Here is a 19111-nt window from a genome sequence, read left to right as displayed (position 1 = left end):
AAGGCTAAATTGCAAGGCGGATGATCAGTCAATCTTCAAGAAATATTTGGGTAGATTATTTGCGTTCTGCCATTACTGTTTTGGTGGTTGCACACCACTCGGCGCTGGCGTATACTTCTTTTTCGGTATTTAATAAAGATGCCTACATTCTCTCCACCCATGCTATTGTAGATAATGATAGATGGGCTTTTCTTGACTATTTTGTTGGTTTTAACGATACTTTTTTCATGTCGCTTATGTTTTTAATCGGCGGACTTTTCTTTTTTCGGGCAATTGATAAAAAAGGAACAGGTTTGTTTATTAAAGATAAAATTTTCAGGTTGCTGATTCCTTTTTTATTACTCGGAACCCTATTGATGCTTTTTGCCTATTTTCCTTCATTTTATCTGGCTAAAAACAGTACTGATTTGAGGGCTTATATTAAAGATTTTTTTGCCACCGAGGCCTGGCCCGTTGGTCCGCCCTGGTTTTTATGGCTATTATTTGTTTTTAATGTTTTAGCGGCATTGATTTATCGTTTATTTCCTGCCGGATATGGTTTATTCTGGTCGGAGGTTTTTAAGTCAAAAACGCATGGCTTTAAGTTATTCCTGATTTTATTTTTAACTGGCTTGCTTGCTTATCTGCCAATGGCTGCTTATTTCGGCCCTTATAGCTGGACAGGTTTTTACCCTTTCGATTTCCAGCTTAGCCGTTTACTGTTATATTTCGCCTATTTTGGAATAGGGGCTGCTGTGGGGAGATTGAGCCTCAGTGAAGGGATTTTCTCTAAAAACGCATCAGTTGTTAAACACTACCGCTTATGGTGTTTGCTGGCTATTGCATCTTTTATAATGATGTTATTTTTTAGTGGGGAAATAGTTAAACAGCAACTTGGCGATACTTTTTTTATACTTTGTTGTACCTTAATGTGCATCGCATTTATCACTACGTTTAGTAAACTGCTGGTTAAAAATTTTTGCTGGTGGGATTCATTGAGTAAACATGCCTATTTAATTTACCTGCTTCATTTTGTATTTGTAACCTGGATACAGTTCTTTTTGTTGCCCATACATTTACCCGTTCCGCTTAAATTTTTAATTGTTTTTTTACTGTCGTTAACTTTAAGCTGGGGAATAGCTTTTGTATTGCGGAAGATCGCGATTGCTAAAAAGTACCTGTAAGTTTTTTTGGTTAACTTATTGTTTGTTTGAGATTAAAATATTTATTATAAGTTTGTAAACAAAGTTTACAAATACTGTGGCTTTTTTATCCTGATCAACAATAAAGCGCAAAATTATTAATGGAGCCTAATTCTGCACCGTCAAACAGTCAATCAGCTTTTGATGCATTAGATGCCTGTTGCAAGGCAATTATGCAGAAAATGGGCCCTGTTGCTATTGAAGATTGGCGGGTATCTGATTATAACAGGTTAAGCAGCCAGTTAGGCAAACAAACTAAAGTATACCTGAGCGTAAATACACTTAAAAGATTATTTGGTCAGTTAAAAACCCCACAGCGCTATTTCCCCCAGAAAGCAACCAGGGATGCCCTTTCACAGTTTATCGGGTACCGTGATTGGCAGGAATATGAACTGGTAAATGCAGCAGCGCAGTTTGGAGAAGTGAAACCTGAAAAGCAGCATAAAGTAGCTGAAATTGAAAAAAATAAGTCTAAATCCTACCGGAAATACCTCTATGCAGGCATTTCCGCCTTGCTGTTAATCATTTTAGCTGGTGGTTTTTATATCTGGAAATCTACTAACGGTCCTACAGGAATAAAGTTAATCTGCGAAAACCCTTTCGGCAATGTTCCGCATACCGCAGTTTTTAAACTCAAATCAAAATCTGTAATCAAAGATAGAGATGGATTTAAGATCGATTTTATGGACGAGGCACTTCAAACCCCCATCAGCGGCGAAAAAGAAGTGGCCAAATTTTTCCGTAATCCAGGGGTAGTATACGCTACGCTTTTATATCACGATAAGCCAGTTGATACAGTTTCGGTTTATATGCAAACCAAAGGCTGGGTGGCCAATTCGGGTAACGATACTTCCAGGGCATATCCCATTGCCGGGCTTAAACCACTAAACCCTAAACATATTTATGTTTCAAAAGAGCAGTTAGATTCGGCCGGTTTGGCTACAAACAAACCTTTTTTGGTGGGATTCAGTAATATTAAACCATCGCACATCAATGGTGATAACTTTGTTTTTAACTGCCGGGTTTTTTCCGAACAGAGCAGGCCGGGCACACAATGTGTGGAAACCACCATCATTATCCTGGGCGAAAAGCACCGTCATCTTTTAACCTTGAACAGGAGCAATTGTGTGGCTTTTTCCCAATATAAATTTTCCGAAAAAAGAGTGCTGGGGTCCGAACAGTTTTTAGGTGCCCTGGCGTTCGATCCCATCAATGGTGGGGATATAGAAATCAGGGTTGAGCATAAAAAAGCTTCCGTAATTCTTAACGGAAAAAGTGTACTTACTACCAGTTATGTAAAATCAATAGGTAAAGTAATGGGTATCAAGATATTATTTAGTGGTATTGGTAAGGCCATTTCTCCGGAGCTTAAGGATTTAGCTACCGGGGAAATCTTTTGATCAGCCAATTAATTCTGCTTTTATGATAAATATTTCTTTGAATAAAACTCCGGTATTCTATCCATTTATTTTTTGTGAATTGTGTAATTTGTTGTTATATAGTTTGTTATAAATACATTCTTTTGTTTGGTTGTTTGTACAGAAAATCCTGTTTGCGCGCTTTCTTTTCGCTATATCTTCGGATAAACCAAATATACCGGAGATGTTAATTAAACAGTTTCTCCGCATTCATGCGCTTAACCATTAAACAAAAATATAGGAGTTAAAATTACCATGACTAAAGGTTATACAAGCTCAACACCCTCAACCAGTCTTGCTGAAATAAATATTACCGTTATTAAAAATAGTCACCATGAAAAAAAACACAAATTTTTTGATTTTATGCACGCTCATCGCCTTTATTGTATCAACATCATGCAAAAAGGCAGTTGAAGCACCAACGGAAAGTGAACCTGCAGTACCGAAAAAGGCAACCACAAATAACATCGTTACGCAGACGAGAAACCTGGCCGTGGTTTATTTTATCCCTTCAGACCTGGATACTTTGCCCAACTGGAAAAAACGTTTGAGTGATGTAATGTTGTATGCCCAAAACTGGTATGGCACTAACATGAACAATGCAGGGTACGGCTTTAAAACCTTTGGTTTAAGACAGGATGGAACGAGCGGACGTGCTGAAATTGTATTGATCAGGGGAGCTAACCCTAAGGCGAGTTACGGCACCAGCGCATCAGCTTACATTACAGAGATTAATGCTTATTTTGCTTCGCACCCGGGTTTAAAAACCAGCAATCATGTATTGATTCTGATACCCGCATTTGGTTATGATAATAATACAACCGAAGGGCCGCAACCTTTAGAAGGCGTACAGCCTTTTTATGGCTATGGCCGGTATTGCTTTGCCAATGATAATCCCTACATGGATATGGCCTTAAAAGGTGTGTTAAACCCTGGCCGGAACAATTTTGCCAAATGGGTTGGCGGCATGATGCACGAACTTGGCCATGCCTTTAATGCACCGCACGACAGGCAATGGGTATCGCAGGGGAATTATGCCAATGGTACCAATCCAAACTATAAAGAACCCATTATGGCGCTAAGTAATTATTATTTAGAAGTAAGGCCCAGTTTCTTAACCGATGCAGAAGCTGCTATATTTAATGCCTGCGAAGCATTTAATAATGATAGTAAGGCCTATTATGGTGCAATCACCTCGAAAGTTAACCGCATTAACGCCAGTTATGATGCTGGCCTGGGGGCTATAGTGGTTTCTGGTAAATACACCAGCAATGGAACCGTGAATAAAGTATTGTATTATAACGATCCTAATGTAAACAATGAGGGCACCGGTACCAATAAAGATTATAATGCCATTACCTGGGCATCAAGCCCGATAGGTACGGATAGTTTTAGGGTGGTAATACCTATAGCCGAATTGGCGGTTAAAACCGATGGAATCCCTTACGAGCTTAAAGTAAAATTTGTACATGATAACGGGACTATTAACGAAACCATCTATCCCTATACTTTCCAGGGCGGTATTCCTGTGCTCGATTTTTCTACCAAAACCGAATTGTCGAAAACCGGATGGGCCATAGCAGGTTTCAGTTCGCAGGAAACCGGAGAAGATGGCAAAGCCATTAATGTAATAGATGGCTCAACCTCAACATTCTGGCACTCGCGCTGGTCGTCTAATGCAGCAAGTTATCCTCATTACCTCACCATCGACCTGGGTTCGTCTAAAACGGTAAACGGCGGACTATCGCTTACCCAAAGAGCAGGTGCAAGCAGGGCCATTAAAGATTTCGAATTATTAATCAGCAATGATGGAACTAATTTTACAAGCGTTTTTAGCAAGCAGGCTGCCAACAACAGTGGTACACAGTATTTTGCTTTTAGTTCGCCGAAAACCTTTCGCTATTTCAAAATTATAGCCAATAATGCATGGGATGGGACACAGTTTGCAGCCTTATCCGAACTTGGTTTATATTAAACTTATTCATTTGAGGTCGTGTAATAAAACTTTTTCTCTCTAAAATTGTCATGTTGAGCCTGTCGAAACGCCTTAAACGGTGTTTTGGCAGGTTCTTCAACAAGCTCAAGGATGGCAATTCTATTTTTATGATACAGCCTTTTTTAAATATTATTGATTTCTGGCTTTTTTTGCCCTTTCAATTTTGGATATGTCCTGAAAATCTGAATCATTTACCCATCCCCAGCTCAATGTAGTATCTTTAGCCATATACCGGTTATAAAAATTTACCCCTTTTTTATCGGCATACAAGTATTTGTCGAAGTCGGCACCCCGGCCTGAAACCCTGGGATCATGCTGTGCCTTTAACAAGGTAAATAGTTTGTTTTTTAATTGTGCAGATTTGTTTTTATAGCTAGAAACCATTGCAAGATTGTTTAAACAGGCAGGGTCTTTTTTGATATCATAAAGCTCTTCTGCAGGGCGTTTTCCGAACGACCATAACCAATAATTAAAATCATTGTCATTAGCATAAACGGTATTCAAACAAAGGGTTTTGGTTGGGCCGCCATCTACATTTAAATAACCTGTTATGGGGTCTCCGGCAGGCCATCTATCTACTTCAAAATTTTTAATAAACAGAAACTGATCTTCAAATATGCCCCTGATGGGATAACCTACATCATTCGGCCGGCCTACATCGTGACGTTCTTTACCAACCAGAACAAAATTCCGCTTTGAAAAAACTTTTTCTTTCCCAGAATTAAAAATTGCGGTAAAACTTTTTCCGGTAATGGATTTCATCAGGTTTTGAGCTGGGTGCACTTTTGCCAGTTCTAAAAATGTAGGCGCAAAATCGATAAAACTGATAAAATCTTCTATTTTACGGCCCTTGTGTGTGATACCATCGGCCCACATCATTGCAAGGGGTAAATGATTTGAGTATTCGTACGCCTGTCCTTTTATTCTCGGGAAAGCCATCCCGTTATCAGAGGTAACTACAATAAGGGTATTATGAAGTTCATTTTTCTCCTCAAGCATTTTCAGCATTTTACCCAGGTGTTTGTCAAAATATTCTATTTCAAAGGCATAATCGAGTAAATCTGTCCGAACCGAATCCTTTTTAGGCCAAAAACGGTATATGTCGGTATCGGGTATATCCGTAAGTTTTTTATTTCCTTTGCTTACGCCCGAATTAAATTCATATCCACGATGCGGTTCTAAGCCTCCATACCAGAAAAAGAATGGTTTATCTCCATTGTTGTTTAAAAACTGCTCAAAATTGGCAGCATAATCTACATTGCTTATTTGAGCGGTAGCAGGTGTGGTTTTTATCTTATTATATGCTTTTACCAGCATTTCGCGCGGGCTACCATCCGCTTTTTTAGCAACTACAGGTGCAATTCCTTTTCCGGTATAACCTACCTGATATCCGTTTTGCGCCAGTATTTCTGCAAAAGAAATAAATTTAGCCGGAAAATAAGACCAATGATTGCCTGCTTCTTCCAATTGCCACGAATTACGCCCGGTAATGATGCACGATCGTGAGGGAGCACATTTGGCATTGGGCGTATAGGCATTTTTAAACAAAAGTCCGTTTTTAGCAATCCGGTCGAAATTTGGTGTTTTTACCCATTTGCAACCATAAGCGCCCATGTGCTGATAAGTGGCATCATCCATAATGGCAAACAGGATATTTGGGCGTTGTTGTGCCTGTAACGACAAATAGATCATGAGCTGCGGAATAATGAACAAGTAGTTTTTCATAGGTGATGGTTTAATTTATGGCCAGTACTTTTAATATCACGCTTGTCCGGTAAGCGTTAACTTCGGGGTTAAAGCCGATTTTCATTAAAAAATCCCCGGAGTATACTTTTGTACCATCAATTGGCGATTTTGTGCCCGGATAGAGGTTAATTTCTTCAATTTTATAATTTTTGGCAGGATCTAAGCCTTTCATTCTGATCGGTAATATTACGCCGTTGGTAAAAAGCGTGGCTACATGATAATTAAAAACGATAGCCTGGTCCTTTGCATCATTTACGTATGCCATTGAGGCAATTTTATTCTCATAAGGATCCTGCAAACGGTACTGCTGTCCGTGCCAAACAATGTCTTTAAAAGTATTATAGGTTTTAACCGCATTCTGGCTAAAAAGCAGGTCGTTTTTGCTTAATTCGTTTACGCGTACATCATAGCCCAGTTTGCCCATCATGGCTACATCTGTTTTAAATTTAATGGGTTGCTTGCCCATGTCGGTAATGTGGTTATCTACTGCAATGGATGGAAAATAGTAGGAATATTCCCATTGGATAAAAATGCGGTCGTATGGATTGGTATTGTCGCTTGGCCAAAATTCGGTGAAATATTTAAGTGCAGCATAATCTACCCTTGATCCTCCGCCGGCACAAAGCATCATCGGTATTTTAGGGTACTTTTTTCTGATGCGTTCCAACACATTGTTCAAACCTTTAACATATTCGAGGTAAAAATGATCCTGGTTCTTTAAAGTTGCTGAATTGGCATTGTAAATTAAAGAATTACAGTCCCATTTGATAAAAGCAAGTTCCGGTACTTCTTTAAAAATATCATCAACTGTTTGGTATATAAAATCCTGAACTTTTGGGTTGGTAAGATCCAGCACCAGTTGGTTTCGCATGTAATATTCTTTTCTTTCAGGCTGGCGGATGATCCAATCGGGATGTTTTTCGTAAAGTTCACTTTTGGGGTTCACCATTTCGGGTTCAATCCAGATCCCAAATTTTACACCATTGGCTGTGGCTTCCTTACCAAGTGTGCTGATTCCGTTTTTTAGTTTTTGCCTGTTAAACTGCCAGTCGCCCAAACCTGATGTAGCACCATTGCGAGGATATTTATTGCCAAACCACCCATCATCCAGTAAAAACACGTCAACACCCAGTTTTTTGGTATCTTTCGTTAATTCGTTCAGTTTTTCATCATTAAAATCGAAATAAGTAGTTTCCCAGTTGTTTAAAATGGTCGATCTTTCTCCTTTACCATCCAATAACTGGTATTTTCTCGCCCAATCCTGTAAATTTCTGCTTGCTAAACCTTTTCCAGTATCTGAATAAGTGTACACAAAATGTGGCGTAATAAAGTTTTCGCCTGCTTTTAAAGTATAATTGGATGAAAAGTTGTTAATTCCTGCCGTTATCCTTAAATAATATTCATCAAAAGTTTCAAAATCGAGTTTAAAATTCCCTGTCCAGGCCAGCGATCCTGCAATTACTTCGCCCAGATCTTCTGTTGCCGGCTGATCGATCGAAACCATAAATGAAGAGGAGTGGAGCAGGTTTGTGCGTGTACCCAGTTTCGAATCGATGGTTTTTATGCCATGCAAAAGCTGTTGTTCTTCCGATCGCATTTCGCGTGTAGCGCCGCTATAATGATTTTTCAGAAAGAATTTCCTGCCGCTCAGGGTTAGGTTTGCCGAAGCATATTTGTTCAGCACTACACTGCCTTTTTCATGATTTGCTATTTCTGCCCATTGTTCAATTACATTTTCTTTGTAATAGGCCAGGTATTTTAAAGTCACCTGAAAATTGTATTTCAGATCTTTTAGTACAATACTCGTTAATGTCCGGTTCTGATCAATTTGCTCTGTTTTTACATCTGAAAATGTAAGCACGGTAGATTTATTGCCATCTGTATGGGTTACACTGAGTGCAGGTTCCATCAAATTAAGGGAGCCTGATGCAATATAGGCCTCGCGCTTGTTCAAAAGATCATCAGATCCTGGTTTATATTTGTCCAGGGGCTGTATGTGCGGATATTCCGAGGTGTTTTCGAGTTTTTTGCCAATATAGGTCGATAAGAGTGTGTTGTCTTTGTCCGTTTCTAAGATCAATACATTGTTTTTTGTTGCAATTTCGATTGTTTTTTGAGCAAAAATGCTTGAACCCATCGCCATCAATAGAGCAAAGAGCATGAAATGTTTTCTGGTCATTTATGTGTTTTAATTTAGTTGTTGATACAGTTAAAATTACTTACAAGATATTTCGAAAAAGAGAACCGGAGTTTACAAAAGGTTAACAAATGTTTGGATGTGTAATTACCTTTTATGTAGTGGTTTATGGTTTTGTTTTGAAGCAGGATGCACGGAAATGCTTGTTGGTTTATTGGTCTATTTGTCATTGGTTAATTGGTCATTGGTTTGATGGTTCATAGTCGATAGCCTTTTGGCCATTTGGCTTCGGACTTCGGACTGCCGTCTTCAGACTATTTTATAATTGTTTACCCTTCGACTCAGCTCAAGAGGTTAATAGACTCTAAACTCCCAACTCCGAACTCGGTTATTGGTTCATGGTTGACAGCTTTTTGGCCATTTGTCTTCGGACTTCGGACTGCCGTCTTCTGACTATTTTAGTAATTGTTTAATCGCCGCCAAACGCTCACCGCCGTCCGCTTCACAAAAACATCACCATTATTTTACAAATACTAAACTTTGTTTATAATTAAAGTTGTTAATTTTATTGCTCAGACCCTATATTAATTTTATGAGAACAGTTTTTATTAAAGTACTGCTATTAACCTTAGTTTCATTTTCTGCAATGGCGCAGCGCAAACCTGCCCATGTTCTGATCATCGGATTGGATGGTTTTAGTGCCCAGGGATATAAGACAGCCAAACATCCAAATCTGGACAAGTTATTTGCTGATGGTGTATTATCATTAACCACAAGGCCGGTAATGCCATCGGTTACACTGCCCAACTGGACGAGCCATTTAACAGGTTCGGGACCAGAAGAACATGGTATCACCGCAAACGACTGGACATTGGAGAAACACACATTATTACCTTTAGAAACCGATCAGGATGGTTATTACCCATCTATCTTCAAAGTTTTGAAGGAAAGTATCCCAACAGTTAAAACAGGATATTATTATAACTGGAAAGAACTGATCAACCCGATAAATAAAAAATACCTGGATGAAGTATCGTTCGAAGAGAAAGATGAATACAAAGGAAATTACCAGAAAGCATTCGATTTTATGGTGAAGAACAAACAAAATCCAACTTTAACTTTTTTATATAGCGTACATACCGATCATGCTGGTCATGGTTTTGGATGGATGACGCCCGAATACATTAAAGCCATTGAAGATGCTGATGTGGAAATTGGTATTTTGTTGGATAAATTAAAGAAAGATGGTCTTTATAAGGATATGCACATTTTGTTGATTACCGATCATGGTGGCATCAACAAGGGGCATGGCGGTATCTCAATGGTAGAAATGCAGGTGCCCTGGGCCATTACCGGTCCGCAGGTAAAAAAGAACGGGATCATTACTTCATTCAACAGCAATAAAAATACAAGTTTGGTGCTGGCCAAAATTTTTGGAATCAGCAAACTTCCGGAATCATGGACAGGTACGATACCGAAAAATGTGTTTAAGTAATAATGGTAAACTGCAAAGAGTCGTCATTGCGAGAAGGCTTTTTCAGCCGGCGAAGCAATCTTAAAGCTATGGGTTATAGCGATCGTTGTAAGATTGCTTCGTCGTTCCTCCTCGCAATGACGACTTTTTTTATTCAATTAACACTAAGGGTTTGGTAAAACCTGCCCATTAACCTGAAAATCGTTCACACCAACCAGCATATTGCCACTGGTGGCCGTGGCGCCATAAGCATATAGCCTGAAAGTAACTGCGCTGCTGATATTATAGAGTGCCGAGGCATCAAAAGATATTACCGTAGGGGTAGTGGTACCACTAATGCTTACCGGAGCTGAAATGTTGCTCGCAAAATTATCTACACTTGAACGAAGTACAAACTGATTAGGGTGTGTAGTACTGCCTCTAAGTACCGTAAAATTAACATCACCAAAATTAAAATGGTAACCGGTTTGTGGTTCTAAACGGAATTCATAATATTCGGTCGGATCGAAGGCAGATGGGGTACTTGCTGAAGGTGCATTTGCCCAGCCAGTTAATAAATAGCGCCCACCGGGACCAGGTAATCCTCCTGATAAACCTGATGCAGATAACGTAGCCCGCGAAAAATCAGACCATGGTGTACCCACTACATTATCGCCCGGATCTGGTGCCGGATTGGTACTATTACTATAAACAATATTCTGCGATGCTAAATATTTGATGTTCGGATGCTGATAAACATGTGTGGTATTGTTATACGAAGTAGGGCTTGTAATGTTCGATGCAATGGTATAAGGACCATCCAAATAAGCAGGATTGGCGTCAGGAATACTGTTTCCCCAAATTAAACCCGCTGTAATAGGAGGATGGTTCAGGTTGATGATTCTAATGTTGTCATGGTAAACGGTGCGGGTACTGTTTGGCGGCACTACATACAAACCCCATTTAATGTAACCTATATTTCCGGCATTAACATCACCGGTAAAAGTAGCATAATTTGTTTTTTGGTCTACCAAAGTAAAGTCGCTCTGCCCAGGTAGTTTCATATACGTTTTCATATAACCCGTATTGGTAGTAGCCCAAAGTACATCTATTCTAAACTGAATCCATTGGTTTACATAGGGCTGCAGGTTAGCTACAATATCTTTGGTTGATACATCCTGGTACCTGATCCTTATGGCGTTTCTTTGTGCACGTAACATCAGTGGAACATTTTCCCCACCAGATACTTTTAACTGAAAAAAGTTACTTTCGTTGGTCGGGTCGCCCTGGTTCCAAACAGGCCAGTCTTTTAGCAATACGCTAACTTCGTAACGACGTTCATCTCCCGGGAAATAACGCGCAGGGATAAACTGTTGGGCATCGCTTTCACTCCGCCAGTTACCATCAGAGTAATAACCCTGATCACCATAAACTACCTTATGTGCAATGGCGTAATTTCCTGTAGCACCCGGCGATACCATATAGGCTGCATCGGTTGCTGTGGCATTGGTTGATTTTATGCCTGTAATACCCGAAGTGGTGGTGCCGTTTTCGTAGGTGATATTTAAAATGGTATCACCATAGTTTAAGTTTCCTGACGATGTTGTCGAAAATTTTGGAATGCTTAAGCCAGGATCTTTGCTTTGGCTGGTAAGGCCATCTTTCATTTTACTGCAGGAGCAGGCTAAAAGTAATACCGCCATTGCGGCATACTTTTTTAGATAAACTGATTTTTTTTGCATGTGGTTTTTGGTTAGTTGAGGTTTTTGATTTGTCAATATTTCATTATATATGGTATTAATGGATAAAAGAAAAGCGGCAATGTTTTAAAGATTACCGCTTTGATTATTATTTAATTGCTGTTTTGATATCGCTCTTTTTGCCATTGATGTTCAGGCTTAGGTTAAGCAAACCTTTTTCGAAATCGTTGCCCGGATTTTCTTTCAGGCTGATCTCCGGAGCTTTATTGCCCTCAAAAGGATAAACTACTGAAACAAAAACCTGGCTTTTGCCATCACTTTTGGTTTTTCCGAAAGCAAATGCAGGACGTGGCATTTCCTGATTGTATACGTAAGATACCTTGCCTTCTTCCTCTTTTAAGCTGATTTTATCGCTGTTTAAAGATTGGATCAATAAATTATTGCCGTCGCCATAAGTGGTGTAGACCTTATTTTTAGCCTGATCGAAAACGGGTTTACTATCTTCTTTCAGTTGAAAATGCACATCGAGGTTTCCGGTGGCTTTCCCGATTGCCTGATCAATGATCAGAAAATATTGCTGATCGATAAAAAGTACTGTACGCTGGTGGTTTAAATCAGCATAACTCGGGTTGGTATAGGTTAAAATGTCAAGATTTTTCCCGGTGGTCCATATGTTTTGCTGCGCTTTGGTAATCACCATATTCTGGTTATCCAGTGTAAGCGTGCTATGTACTCTGGTTTGGCGGTACCAGTTGCGTTTTTTGTTTACTTCTGCATCACCGCTATAAATATAACATCCGGCGTCGGGTGTAAAGTTGCGGCCTTTTACCCAAAGCTCAAAAGTACCATTGTCGGGTTGCGCATGGAACTCGCCCGGAGGACTTGCTTTTAAAATCATGACAGTCGATTTGTTATTCCATCCGTTCCTGAAGGTATAAAAACCGGCAGTGGTTAATCCATGCGATAAATAATTGGGTAAAGCACCTGAGGCACCATCAGTTGCAAAATATTTGATCTCTTCGTTCGCGGGAAATGCTTTGGCCCAGGTAGCAAATGCTTTTAATCTTCCTTCCTTTTCAATCAGCCACGAATCGCCGAACATGGGTGTATTATAATCAGGAAAAGAGATATTGGCCGTTGCTACCACCATATTTTCGATGGTTTTGATATAACTTTCCGGAAATTCTTTCTCTGCACCGGCTAATCTGGCCGATTGATAAGCTTTTAAGAAGATATCGATGCTGGCCACATGGTAAACCGGCGAAAGTTCCCATTGCATGCCATCGGGATACACCTGTTTTTTAATTTCGCGGTTAAGTACCTCGATACCACTTTTACGCCATACAGCAGCCGCTTTAAGTTCGGGGAAAATACTGCCTGCACCTAAAACCCGCTGTGCTTCGAACAAGAGGTGATTGCCCTGTTCACTGTAGTTTTTAATAATATAATCACTCTGCTGGTTAAAAAGCGTTAAAAACTCCAGTAAAAAAGCAGGCGTAAAGTTAGGAGAGTTTACAAATAAATTAAAGGTTCCGGGTAAGCTCTGGATCCGGTCTGATACTTCCAAAGGTCTCCAGGCAAAGCTATCGTTCTCTTTTGATTTACCCAGTGGATTTTTCCTGGCCCAATCCCTGAACTGGAATATCCATTCTTTGGCATATTTTTCATCGGCACTGCTTCTGTAAGCCATCGCCATAGGCTGCCACCAGGTAACACGGTGCAATTGCCAGCGCACTTCGTTGTCTTTTACCGGCCATAAGTCCCAGTTGATATCTGTACCATAATCGTAATAGCCATAACCTTTTTGTGGCTGGAATTTGTGCTGAAGGGCATTATCAGCCTTTAAAAGATTGGCTTTTCCGATATCTTTTCCCCTGAAACGTGCCTCATCGCCTACGTTAAATTCGGGGTGTTTCACCGTTTTTCGGTTGCGGTAATAAGTTAACAGTTCTTTCGCCGCGGCATCGTATTCACCGCTGCTATACAGTTTATTTACTTTTTCTAAACCGGGATAGGCGAGGTTAATGGCGTTAAAACTTTCTTTAGTAATAGGTTTTTCCTGCGCTTTTGCAAATAATGTACTAAACATTAAAAAGCATAACGATATATTTTTTTTTAAGTTCATTATTCTATTTTAAATTTTTGTTTAATCTTTTGTCCGGGAATTCTGTATGCTGTTACTTATTCATCTTTATTCGGGCGTGTCCCCAAGCTGCGCAAGGGGTCGGGCTATACGCTACAAGTCCTCGCTTCGTCGTTCCTCCTCGCTGTGGGCTTTTCGCTGCTATCCCTCACGCTAACCTCGAGTGTGTTAAAAAAACAAAGTCGAATTCTACGGTTTTAACTATTGTTTCAAATCGATTTTTTTAATGGCTACATACCTTTTTAAAGCCTCCAGGTAATAATAATCGGCATAATCTAAGGGCGTATCAATCTCTGAGTTATAAAGAAAAGCACCCACGCTGTGTTTTAGCAAAAAGTATTGATTTTCTCCAGGTTTGGCCAGGTATTCATCAGAAGAGAGTGACTTTAAGATTTCTTCTGCATAATCAACATATTTTTTGCCATCTTTTACCTGGGTACTTAAATCGAGCAGGGCAGAGGCAATTACCGCTGCGGCCGAAGCATCTCTTGGCGCCCGTTCTTCAACACCAGTAGCATTGTGTACATCAAAATCCCAAACCGGAACCTTATCTTTTGGCATCCGTGGGTGGTTCATTATAAAAGCAGCAATGTGCTCTGCCTGTGCCAAAAACTGCGGGTTCCTGGTGTTTTTATAACACATGGCGTATCCGTAAAGTCCCCAGCCTTGCCCACGCGCCCATGCCGATTCGTCTGTAACCCCCTGATGTGTTCTTTTCGCAATTACCTTGCCTGTTTTTGGGTCGTAATCTACCACATGGTAAGAGCTGTAATCTTTCCTGAAATGATTTTTCATGGTGGTTATAGCATGTGTTGTGGCCGAATGTGCATATTCGGGCTTGTTAAAGGTGTTTGCGCCCCAATAAAGGTATTCGAGGTTCATCATATTATCAATAATCACCGGAAAATGCCACCACGAAAAATCCCACGAACGGATGGCACCAACAGTAGGGCTAAAGCGTGCGTTGAGGTTGGCAACACCCTCCTGTAAAGCAGGTAAATAGCTTTTATCATTGGTGATGCGGTAAGCGTTACCGTAAGAACTGTACAGCATAAAACCCACATCATGCGTATTTTTAATATAGCGGACAGAATCTAAAGCCAGCGTAAATTTTTTTGCTTCAACCGCCAGGTTTTGGTCGCCGGTAAGTTCGTAGCCGTACCAGAGGCTGCCCGGAAAAAAGCCCGTTGTCCAATCGGTTAAGCCCGCTAACCTTACCGTTCCATTTGGGTTAATGGAACGTGGGTTTAATCCTGGCTTATAGGTAGATGCAGCTTTATTTAACTGCCATGCAATTACCTCAGCAGTTTTCTTTAACCATAATGGTGGATTGTGCTGGTTTTGTCTGGCGTAACAGTTGATAAAAATTGCGGTTAGCAATACTAAGCAAAAAGCTTTTTTCATTGTGTTTAAGTGTTGAATATTCGGTATAATGATCTGGTTATTGTAATGGTGAAATTAGCAGGAACGAAACAGAAACACTTTCGATTATTATCAGAAATATTTAGAATTTGGTTAAGATGATATTAATTTTAGTAGGTAATTTCTTATGTTTATGCGTGTTATACTGTTGACTTGTATGGTTTTTAATCAATTTTGAAAGATTTTGGTCTGAAACCTAATCTTGAGCATGCAGATACAGGCTATTTTAGTGGTTCTGATGGAGAACAGATATTAAACGGTAAATAATTCTATCCGAAAAGAGGAAAACAATCGACGGATAAATGCATCAGTATACAACAAACAGCAAAACCTTAAACTAATTCCAATAAATGGATTTCTTAAATAATATGAACACAGAAGAATCGTATGCCATTGGCATTGATGTTGGCGGCTCATCGCTAAAATGTGGTGTAGTAAACCGCGATGGTGAAATTTTATACTCAACGATCATTTCTTTAAAAAATGCGAAAACGCAGGGTGCCATCATCGCGCTTATTGTAGAAGCTATACAAAGCTCTGCTAAAAAGTTTAAAAACCCTATTCTTGGCGTCGGCATTGGTTTTCCGGGTATTATTTATAACAACAAAATTATTGCTGGTGCCGATAACCTTCCGGGTTTTAAGCAATTGGCCCTGGGCGAAATCCTGCAGGAGGTAACCCGCCATAACATTGTAATGGATAATGATGCCAATTTAATGGGGCTTGGCGAAATGACTTACGGAGCTGCGAAAGATTGCAGCGATGTAGTGTTTCTTACCGTTGGTACCGGAATTGGTGGTGCGGTAATGATTGATAACAAACTATACGGTGGTTTCAGAAACCGTGGTGCAGAGTTGGGGCACATTATTGTACAGCATAACGGGGCTGCCTGTGCCTGTGGTGGTAAAGGATGTTTAGAAACTTACGCTTCGGTAACCGCACTGATTAACCATTATAAAACCATCCATCCAAACCCGCCCGAAGAAATAGACGGGAAATATATGGTAGAAAGATACCTGGCCCGCGAAGATTATGCAGTAGAAGCAATGGAGCAACATTTTGATTATTTGGCTGCAGGCATCATCAGTTTTATTAATGTTTTTAGTCCGCAAAAAGTTGTAATCGGTGGCGGTATCAGCGAATCAGGTGCTTTTTATGTGAGAGAGATTGAGCGTAGGATCAAAACCCTGGCCGTTCCTATTGCGTCAACCACCCAATTGATAGCTGCAGCTAAACTTGGTAACAAAGCCGGTTTATTGGGCTGTGCTGCTAATGTTTTCCAGAAATTTAAAGCTTTTGATTACGCGGTGAAATAGTTTGATCAAAGATCTTATCGGTCGGCGGCCTCACCGGCCGAAACTTACATTTAACGCTCTAAAGCTACGGTCATTTTGAGCGGACCCGTCGGATGTTACCATCCGACAGGTTTAATTTTTTTTAACCAAATAAGACATATAAGGTCATGTAAGCGCATTGAGCTTATATGAAACTTCAATGTCTTATATGGTTCCAAGAGAAATCGTACTGTTTATATAGCCAATTTATCATGCAGTATGCCTTTATCTTACCACCTGAGTCACCTGAGCGCATCTCAGCTATAGTTGTATAGCGTCTTTCTTTCTCGTGCTGTTTGATAGCTACCACCCCACAGGTTTAATTGTTTTTTTGATTTAACCAAATAAGGCATATAAGGTCGTGTAAGCGCATTGAGCTTATATGAAACTTCAATGTCTTATATGGTTCCAAGAGAAATCGTACTGTTTATATAGCCAATTTATCATGCAGTATGCCTTTATCTTACCACCTGAGTCACCTGAGCGCATCTCAGCTATAGTTGTATAGCGTCTTTCTTTCTCGTGCTGTTTGATAGCTACCACCCCACAGGTTTAATTGTTTTTTTGATTTAACCAAATAAGGCATATAAGGTCGTGTAAGCGCATTGAGCTTATATGAAACTTCAATGTCTTATATGGTTTCAAGAGAAATTGTACTGTTTATATAGCCAATTTATCATGCAGTATGCCTTTATCTTACCACCTGAGTCGCCTGAGCGCATCTCGGTTATAGTCGCATAGCGTCTTCTTTCTCGTGCTGTTTGATAGCTACCACCCCACAGGTTTAATTGTTTTTTAGATTTAACCAGATAAGGAATATAAGGTCATCTAAGCGCATTGAGCTTATATGAAACTTCAATGTCTTATATGGTTCCAAGAGAAATTGTACTGTTTATATAGCCAATTTATTATGTAGTATGCCTTTATTTTACCACCTAAGTCACCTGAGCGCATCTCGGTTATAGTTGTATAGAGTCTTTCTTTCTCATGCTGTCCGATAGCTGCCATCCCACAGGTTAATTGTTTTTTAGATTTAACCATATAAGGAATAAAAGGTCATGTAAGCGCATTGAGCTTATATGAAACTTCAATGTCTTATATGGTTCCAATAGAAATTGTACTGTTTATATAGCCAGTTTATTATGCAGTATGCCTTTATCTTACCACCTGAGTCACCTGAGCGCATCTAAGCTATAGTTGCCTAACGTGTTTCTTTCTCGTGCAGTTTAATAGCTAACGGTGCAACGGAGTTGAGAAGTGTAACCTGTACCGGTTTTCATCCTAGCGAAAGATCTTTATTTTGATGTGTGCAGTAGGCAGTTGTAAAATTGCGGGTGATGGTTCTGAGCGTGCGGGTGATGGTTCTGAGCGTGCAGGTGTTAGTTCTAAGCGTGCGCGTGATAGTTCTGAGCGTGCGGGTGTTAGTTCTGAGCGTGCGAGTGATGGTTCTGAGCGTGCGGGTGATAGTTCTGAGCGTGCGGGTGATAGTTCTGAGCGTGCAGTAAATAGTTCTAGTCGTGCGGGTGATAGTTCTAGTCGTGCGGGTGACAGTTCTGAACTTGCAGTAGATAGTTCTGAAGTCGCAGTAAATAGTTCTGAACTCGCAGTAGACGGTTCTGAACTCGCAGTAAATAGTTCTGAAGTCGCAGTAGACAGTTCTGAACTCGCAGTAGACAGTTCTGAAGTCGCAGTAGATAGTTCTGAAGTCGCAGTAGATAGTTCTGAACTCGCAGTGGATAGTTCTGAACTCGCAGTAAATAGTTCTGAAGTCGCAGTAGATAGTTCTGAAGTCGCAGTAGACAGTTCTGAACTCGCAGTAGATAATTCTGAACTCGCAGTAGGTAGTTCTATTGTATTAAGTGAGCAACTTTATTAGAGGCTCTTACTTTTGGCTTAGCCCAAAAGTAACAAACCTGAGCGCAGCGAAAGCATGCCTGCCTATAAAAACAACAACAAATAAGGCATAACTGAAAGGCTTGTATCCTTCCTTGTAAAAACCTACGGAAATCTTTATTGTTGATTTTTCTGTTGCCATCTTACCTAAAGCTTAATCTGTGCCGATCTTGAAATGGCGACTTTTTGCCGCTTTGTAAATTACTGACGACAACATCAAAAGTGATATATTTCTTTACATTACTGATATAATTTTTTACATCAAGCCTATTTGTTATATATTTGGCACAGTCCCGAAATATTTTATAACCATAACTTATATGAATAAAAGATTAGGGAAAACTTTAAAAGAATTCAGGCTAAAAAAAGGATTAACGCAACAAGAGGTTGCAGATTTATTGTCAATCAGCAGGCCCACCTACATTAAATGGGAAAATGATATTGGTTCTCCAAGTTTTCTGCACGTTTATCTTTTGATTCAGGCCTATAATATTAGCTTCGAAGATTTTATCCGGGATTTAATCGACATTTAGATCCATTATGGTAGTACGATAAATTTAATACAAGAAGGATATTCTAAATTAGAATATCCTTCTTTTTGTATTGGATAATGTAGGATATTGCTTACAGGAAAATGCAAAATGATTTATTCTCTTTAACACCCATCTTTAATTTTCAACTTGATTTT

General features: G+C 39.8%; 12 protein-coding genes. 7 read left to right on the top strand and 5 right to left on the bottom strand.

Annotated elements, in window-relative coordinates; translation table 11 throughout:
• Positions 1 to 20 precede the first annotated feature (20 nt).
• The 3 genes from DRW42_RS10195 to DRW42_RS10185 all read left to right on the top strand — a co-directional run bounded on the left by DRW42_RS10195 (position 21) and on the right by DRW42_RS10185 (position 4574).
• Positions 21 to 1163, top strand: a complete 1143-nt coding sequence (locus tag DRW42_RS10195) for an acyltransferase family protein (RefSeq protein WP_113948715.1) — start codon at positions 21 to 23, stop codon at positions 1161 to 1163.
• Between the two features lie 119 nt (positions 1164 to 1282).
• Complete coding sequence (locus DRW42_RS10190; RefSeq protein WP_113948714.1) at positions 1283 to 2581, top strand: hypothetical protein; 1299 nt, start codon at positions 1283 to 1285, stop codon at positions 2579 to 2581.
• 352 nt (positions 2582 to 2933) lie between these two features.
• The gene (locus DRW42_RS10185) at positions 2934 to 4574 is read left to right on the top strand and encodes a discoidin domain-containing protein (protein WP_113948713.1); all 1641 of its coding nucleotides are present in this window, start codon (positions 2934 to 2936) and stop codon (positions 4572 to 4574) included.
• Positions 4575 to 4724: 150 nt separating this feature from the next.
• Here DRW42_RS10185 and DRW42_RS10180 read toward each other — a convergent pair whose 3' ends face one another.
• On the bottom strand, positions 4725 to 6320 hold the full coding sequence (locus DRW42_RS10180) for a sulfatase family protein (protein WP_113948712.1): 1596 nt from the start codon (positions 6318 to 6320) through the stop codon (positions 4725 to 4727).
• Positions 6321 to 6330: 10 nt separating this feature from the next.
• Complete coding sequence (locus DRW42_RS10175) at positions 6331 to 8520, bottom strand: alpha-galactosidase (protein ID WP_113948711.1); 2190 nt, start codon at positions 8518 to 8520, stop codon at positions 6331 to 6333.
• Positions 8521 to 9070: 550 nt separating this feature from the next.
• Between DRW42_RS10175 and DRW42_RS10170 the strand changes: the two genes are divergently transcribed.
• Positions 9071 to 9973, top strand: coding sequence for an alkaline phosphatase family protein (locus DRW42_RS10170; protein WP_113948710.1), 903 nt, complete (start codon positions 9071 to 9073; stop codon positions 9971 to 9973).
• A 143-nt stretch (positions 9974 to 10116) separates the two neighbouring features.
• On the opposite strand, the gene DRW42_RS10165 is transcribed toward DRW42_RS10170, so the two are convergent.
• The 3 genes from DRW42_RS10165 to DRW42_RS10155 all read right to left on the bottom strand — a co-directional run bounded on the left by DRW42_RS10165 (position 10117) and on the right by DRW42_RS10155 (position 15178).
• A complete protein-coding gene (locus tag DRW42_RS10165; protein WP_147243714.1) occupies positions 10117 to 11673 on the bottom strand; it encodes a heparin lyase I family protein in 1557 nt (518 codons plus the stop codon).
• A 106-nt stretch (positions 11674 to 11779) separates the two neighbouring features.
• The gene (hepC, locus tag DRW42_RS10160; protein ID WP_113948708.1) at positions 11780 to 13756 is read right to left on the bottom strand and encodes a heparin-sulfate lyase HepC; all 1977 of its coding nucleotides are present in this window, start codon (positions 13754 to 13756) and stop codon (positions 11780 to 11782) included.
• 219 nt (positions 13757 to 13975) lie between these two features.
• On the bottom strand, positions 13976 to 15178 hold the full coding sequence (locus DRW42_RS10155) for a glycoside hydrolase family 88 protein (RefSeq protein WP_113948707.1): 1203 nt from the start codon (positions 15176 to 15178) through the stop codon (positions 13976 to 13978).
• Between the two features lie 386 nt (positions 15179 to 15564).
• Between DRW42_RS10155 and DRW42_RS10150 the strand changes: the two genes are divergently transcribed.
• From DRW42_RS10150 to DRW42_RS10135, 3 genes are all read left to right on the top strand, one after another.
• Entirely contained in the window at positions 15565 to 16512 is a 948-nt protein-coding gene (locus DRW42_RS10150; RefSeq protein WP_113948748.1) for an ROK family protein, read from the top strand.
• Positions 16513 to 17830: 1318 nt separating this feature from the next.
• Positions 17831 to 18406 (top strand): hypothetical protein, encoded by a 576-nt coding sequence (locus tag DRW42_RS28585; protein WP_158544317.1) that lies wholly within the window; start codon positions 17831 to 17833, stop codon positions 18404 to 18406.
• A gap of 337 nt (positions 18407 to 18743) precedes the next feature.
• Complete coding sequence (locus tag DRW42_RS10135) at positions 18744 to 18956, top strand: helix-turn-helix transcriptional regulator (RefSeq protein WP_113948705.1); 213 nt, start codon at positions 18744 to 18746, stop codon at positions 18954 to 18956.
• The last annotated feature ends 155 nt before the right edge of the window (positions 18957 to 19111 follow it).

It is taken from the genome of Pedobacter miscanthi (assembly GCF_003315595.1).
GTDB lineage: Bacteria > Bacteroidota > Bacteroidia > Sphingobacteriales > Sphingobacteriaceae > Pedobacter > Pedobacter miscanthi.
Note: the sequence above shows the minus strand (reverse complement) of the source record. Positions and strands in the feature narration are given on the sequence as shown.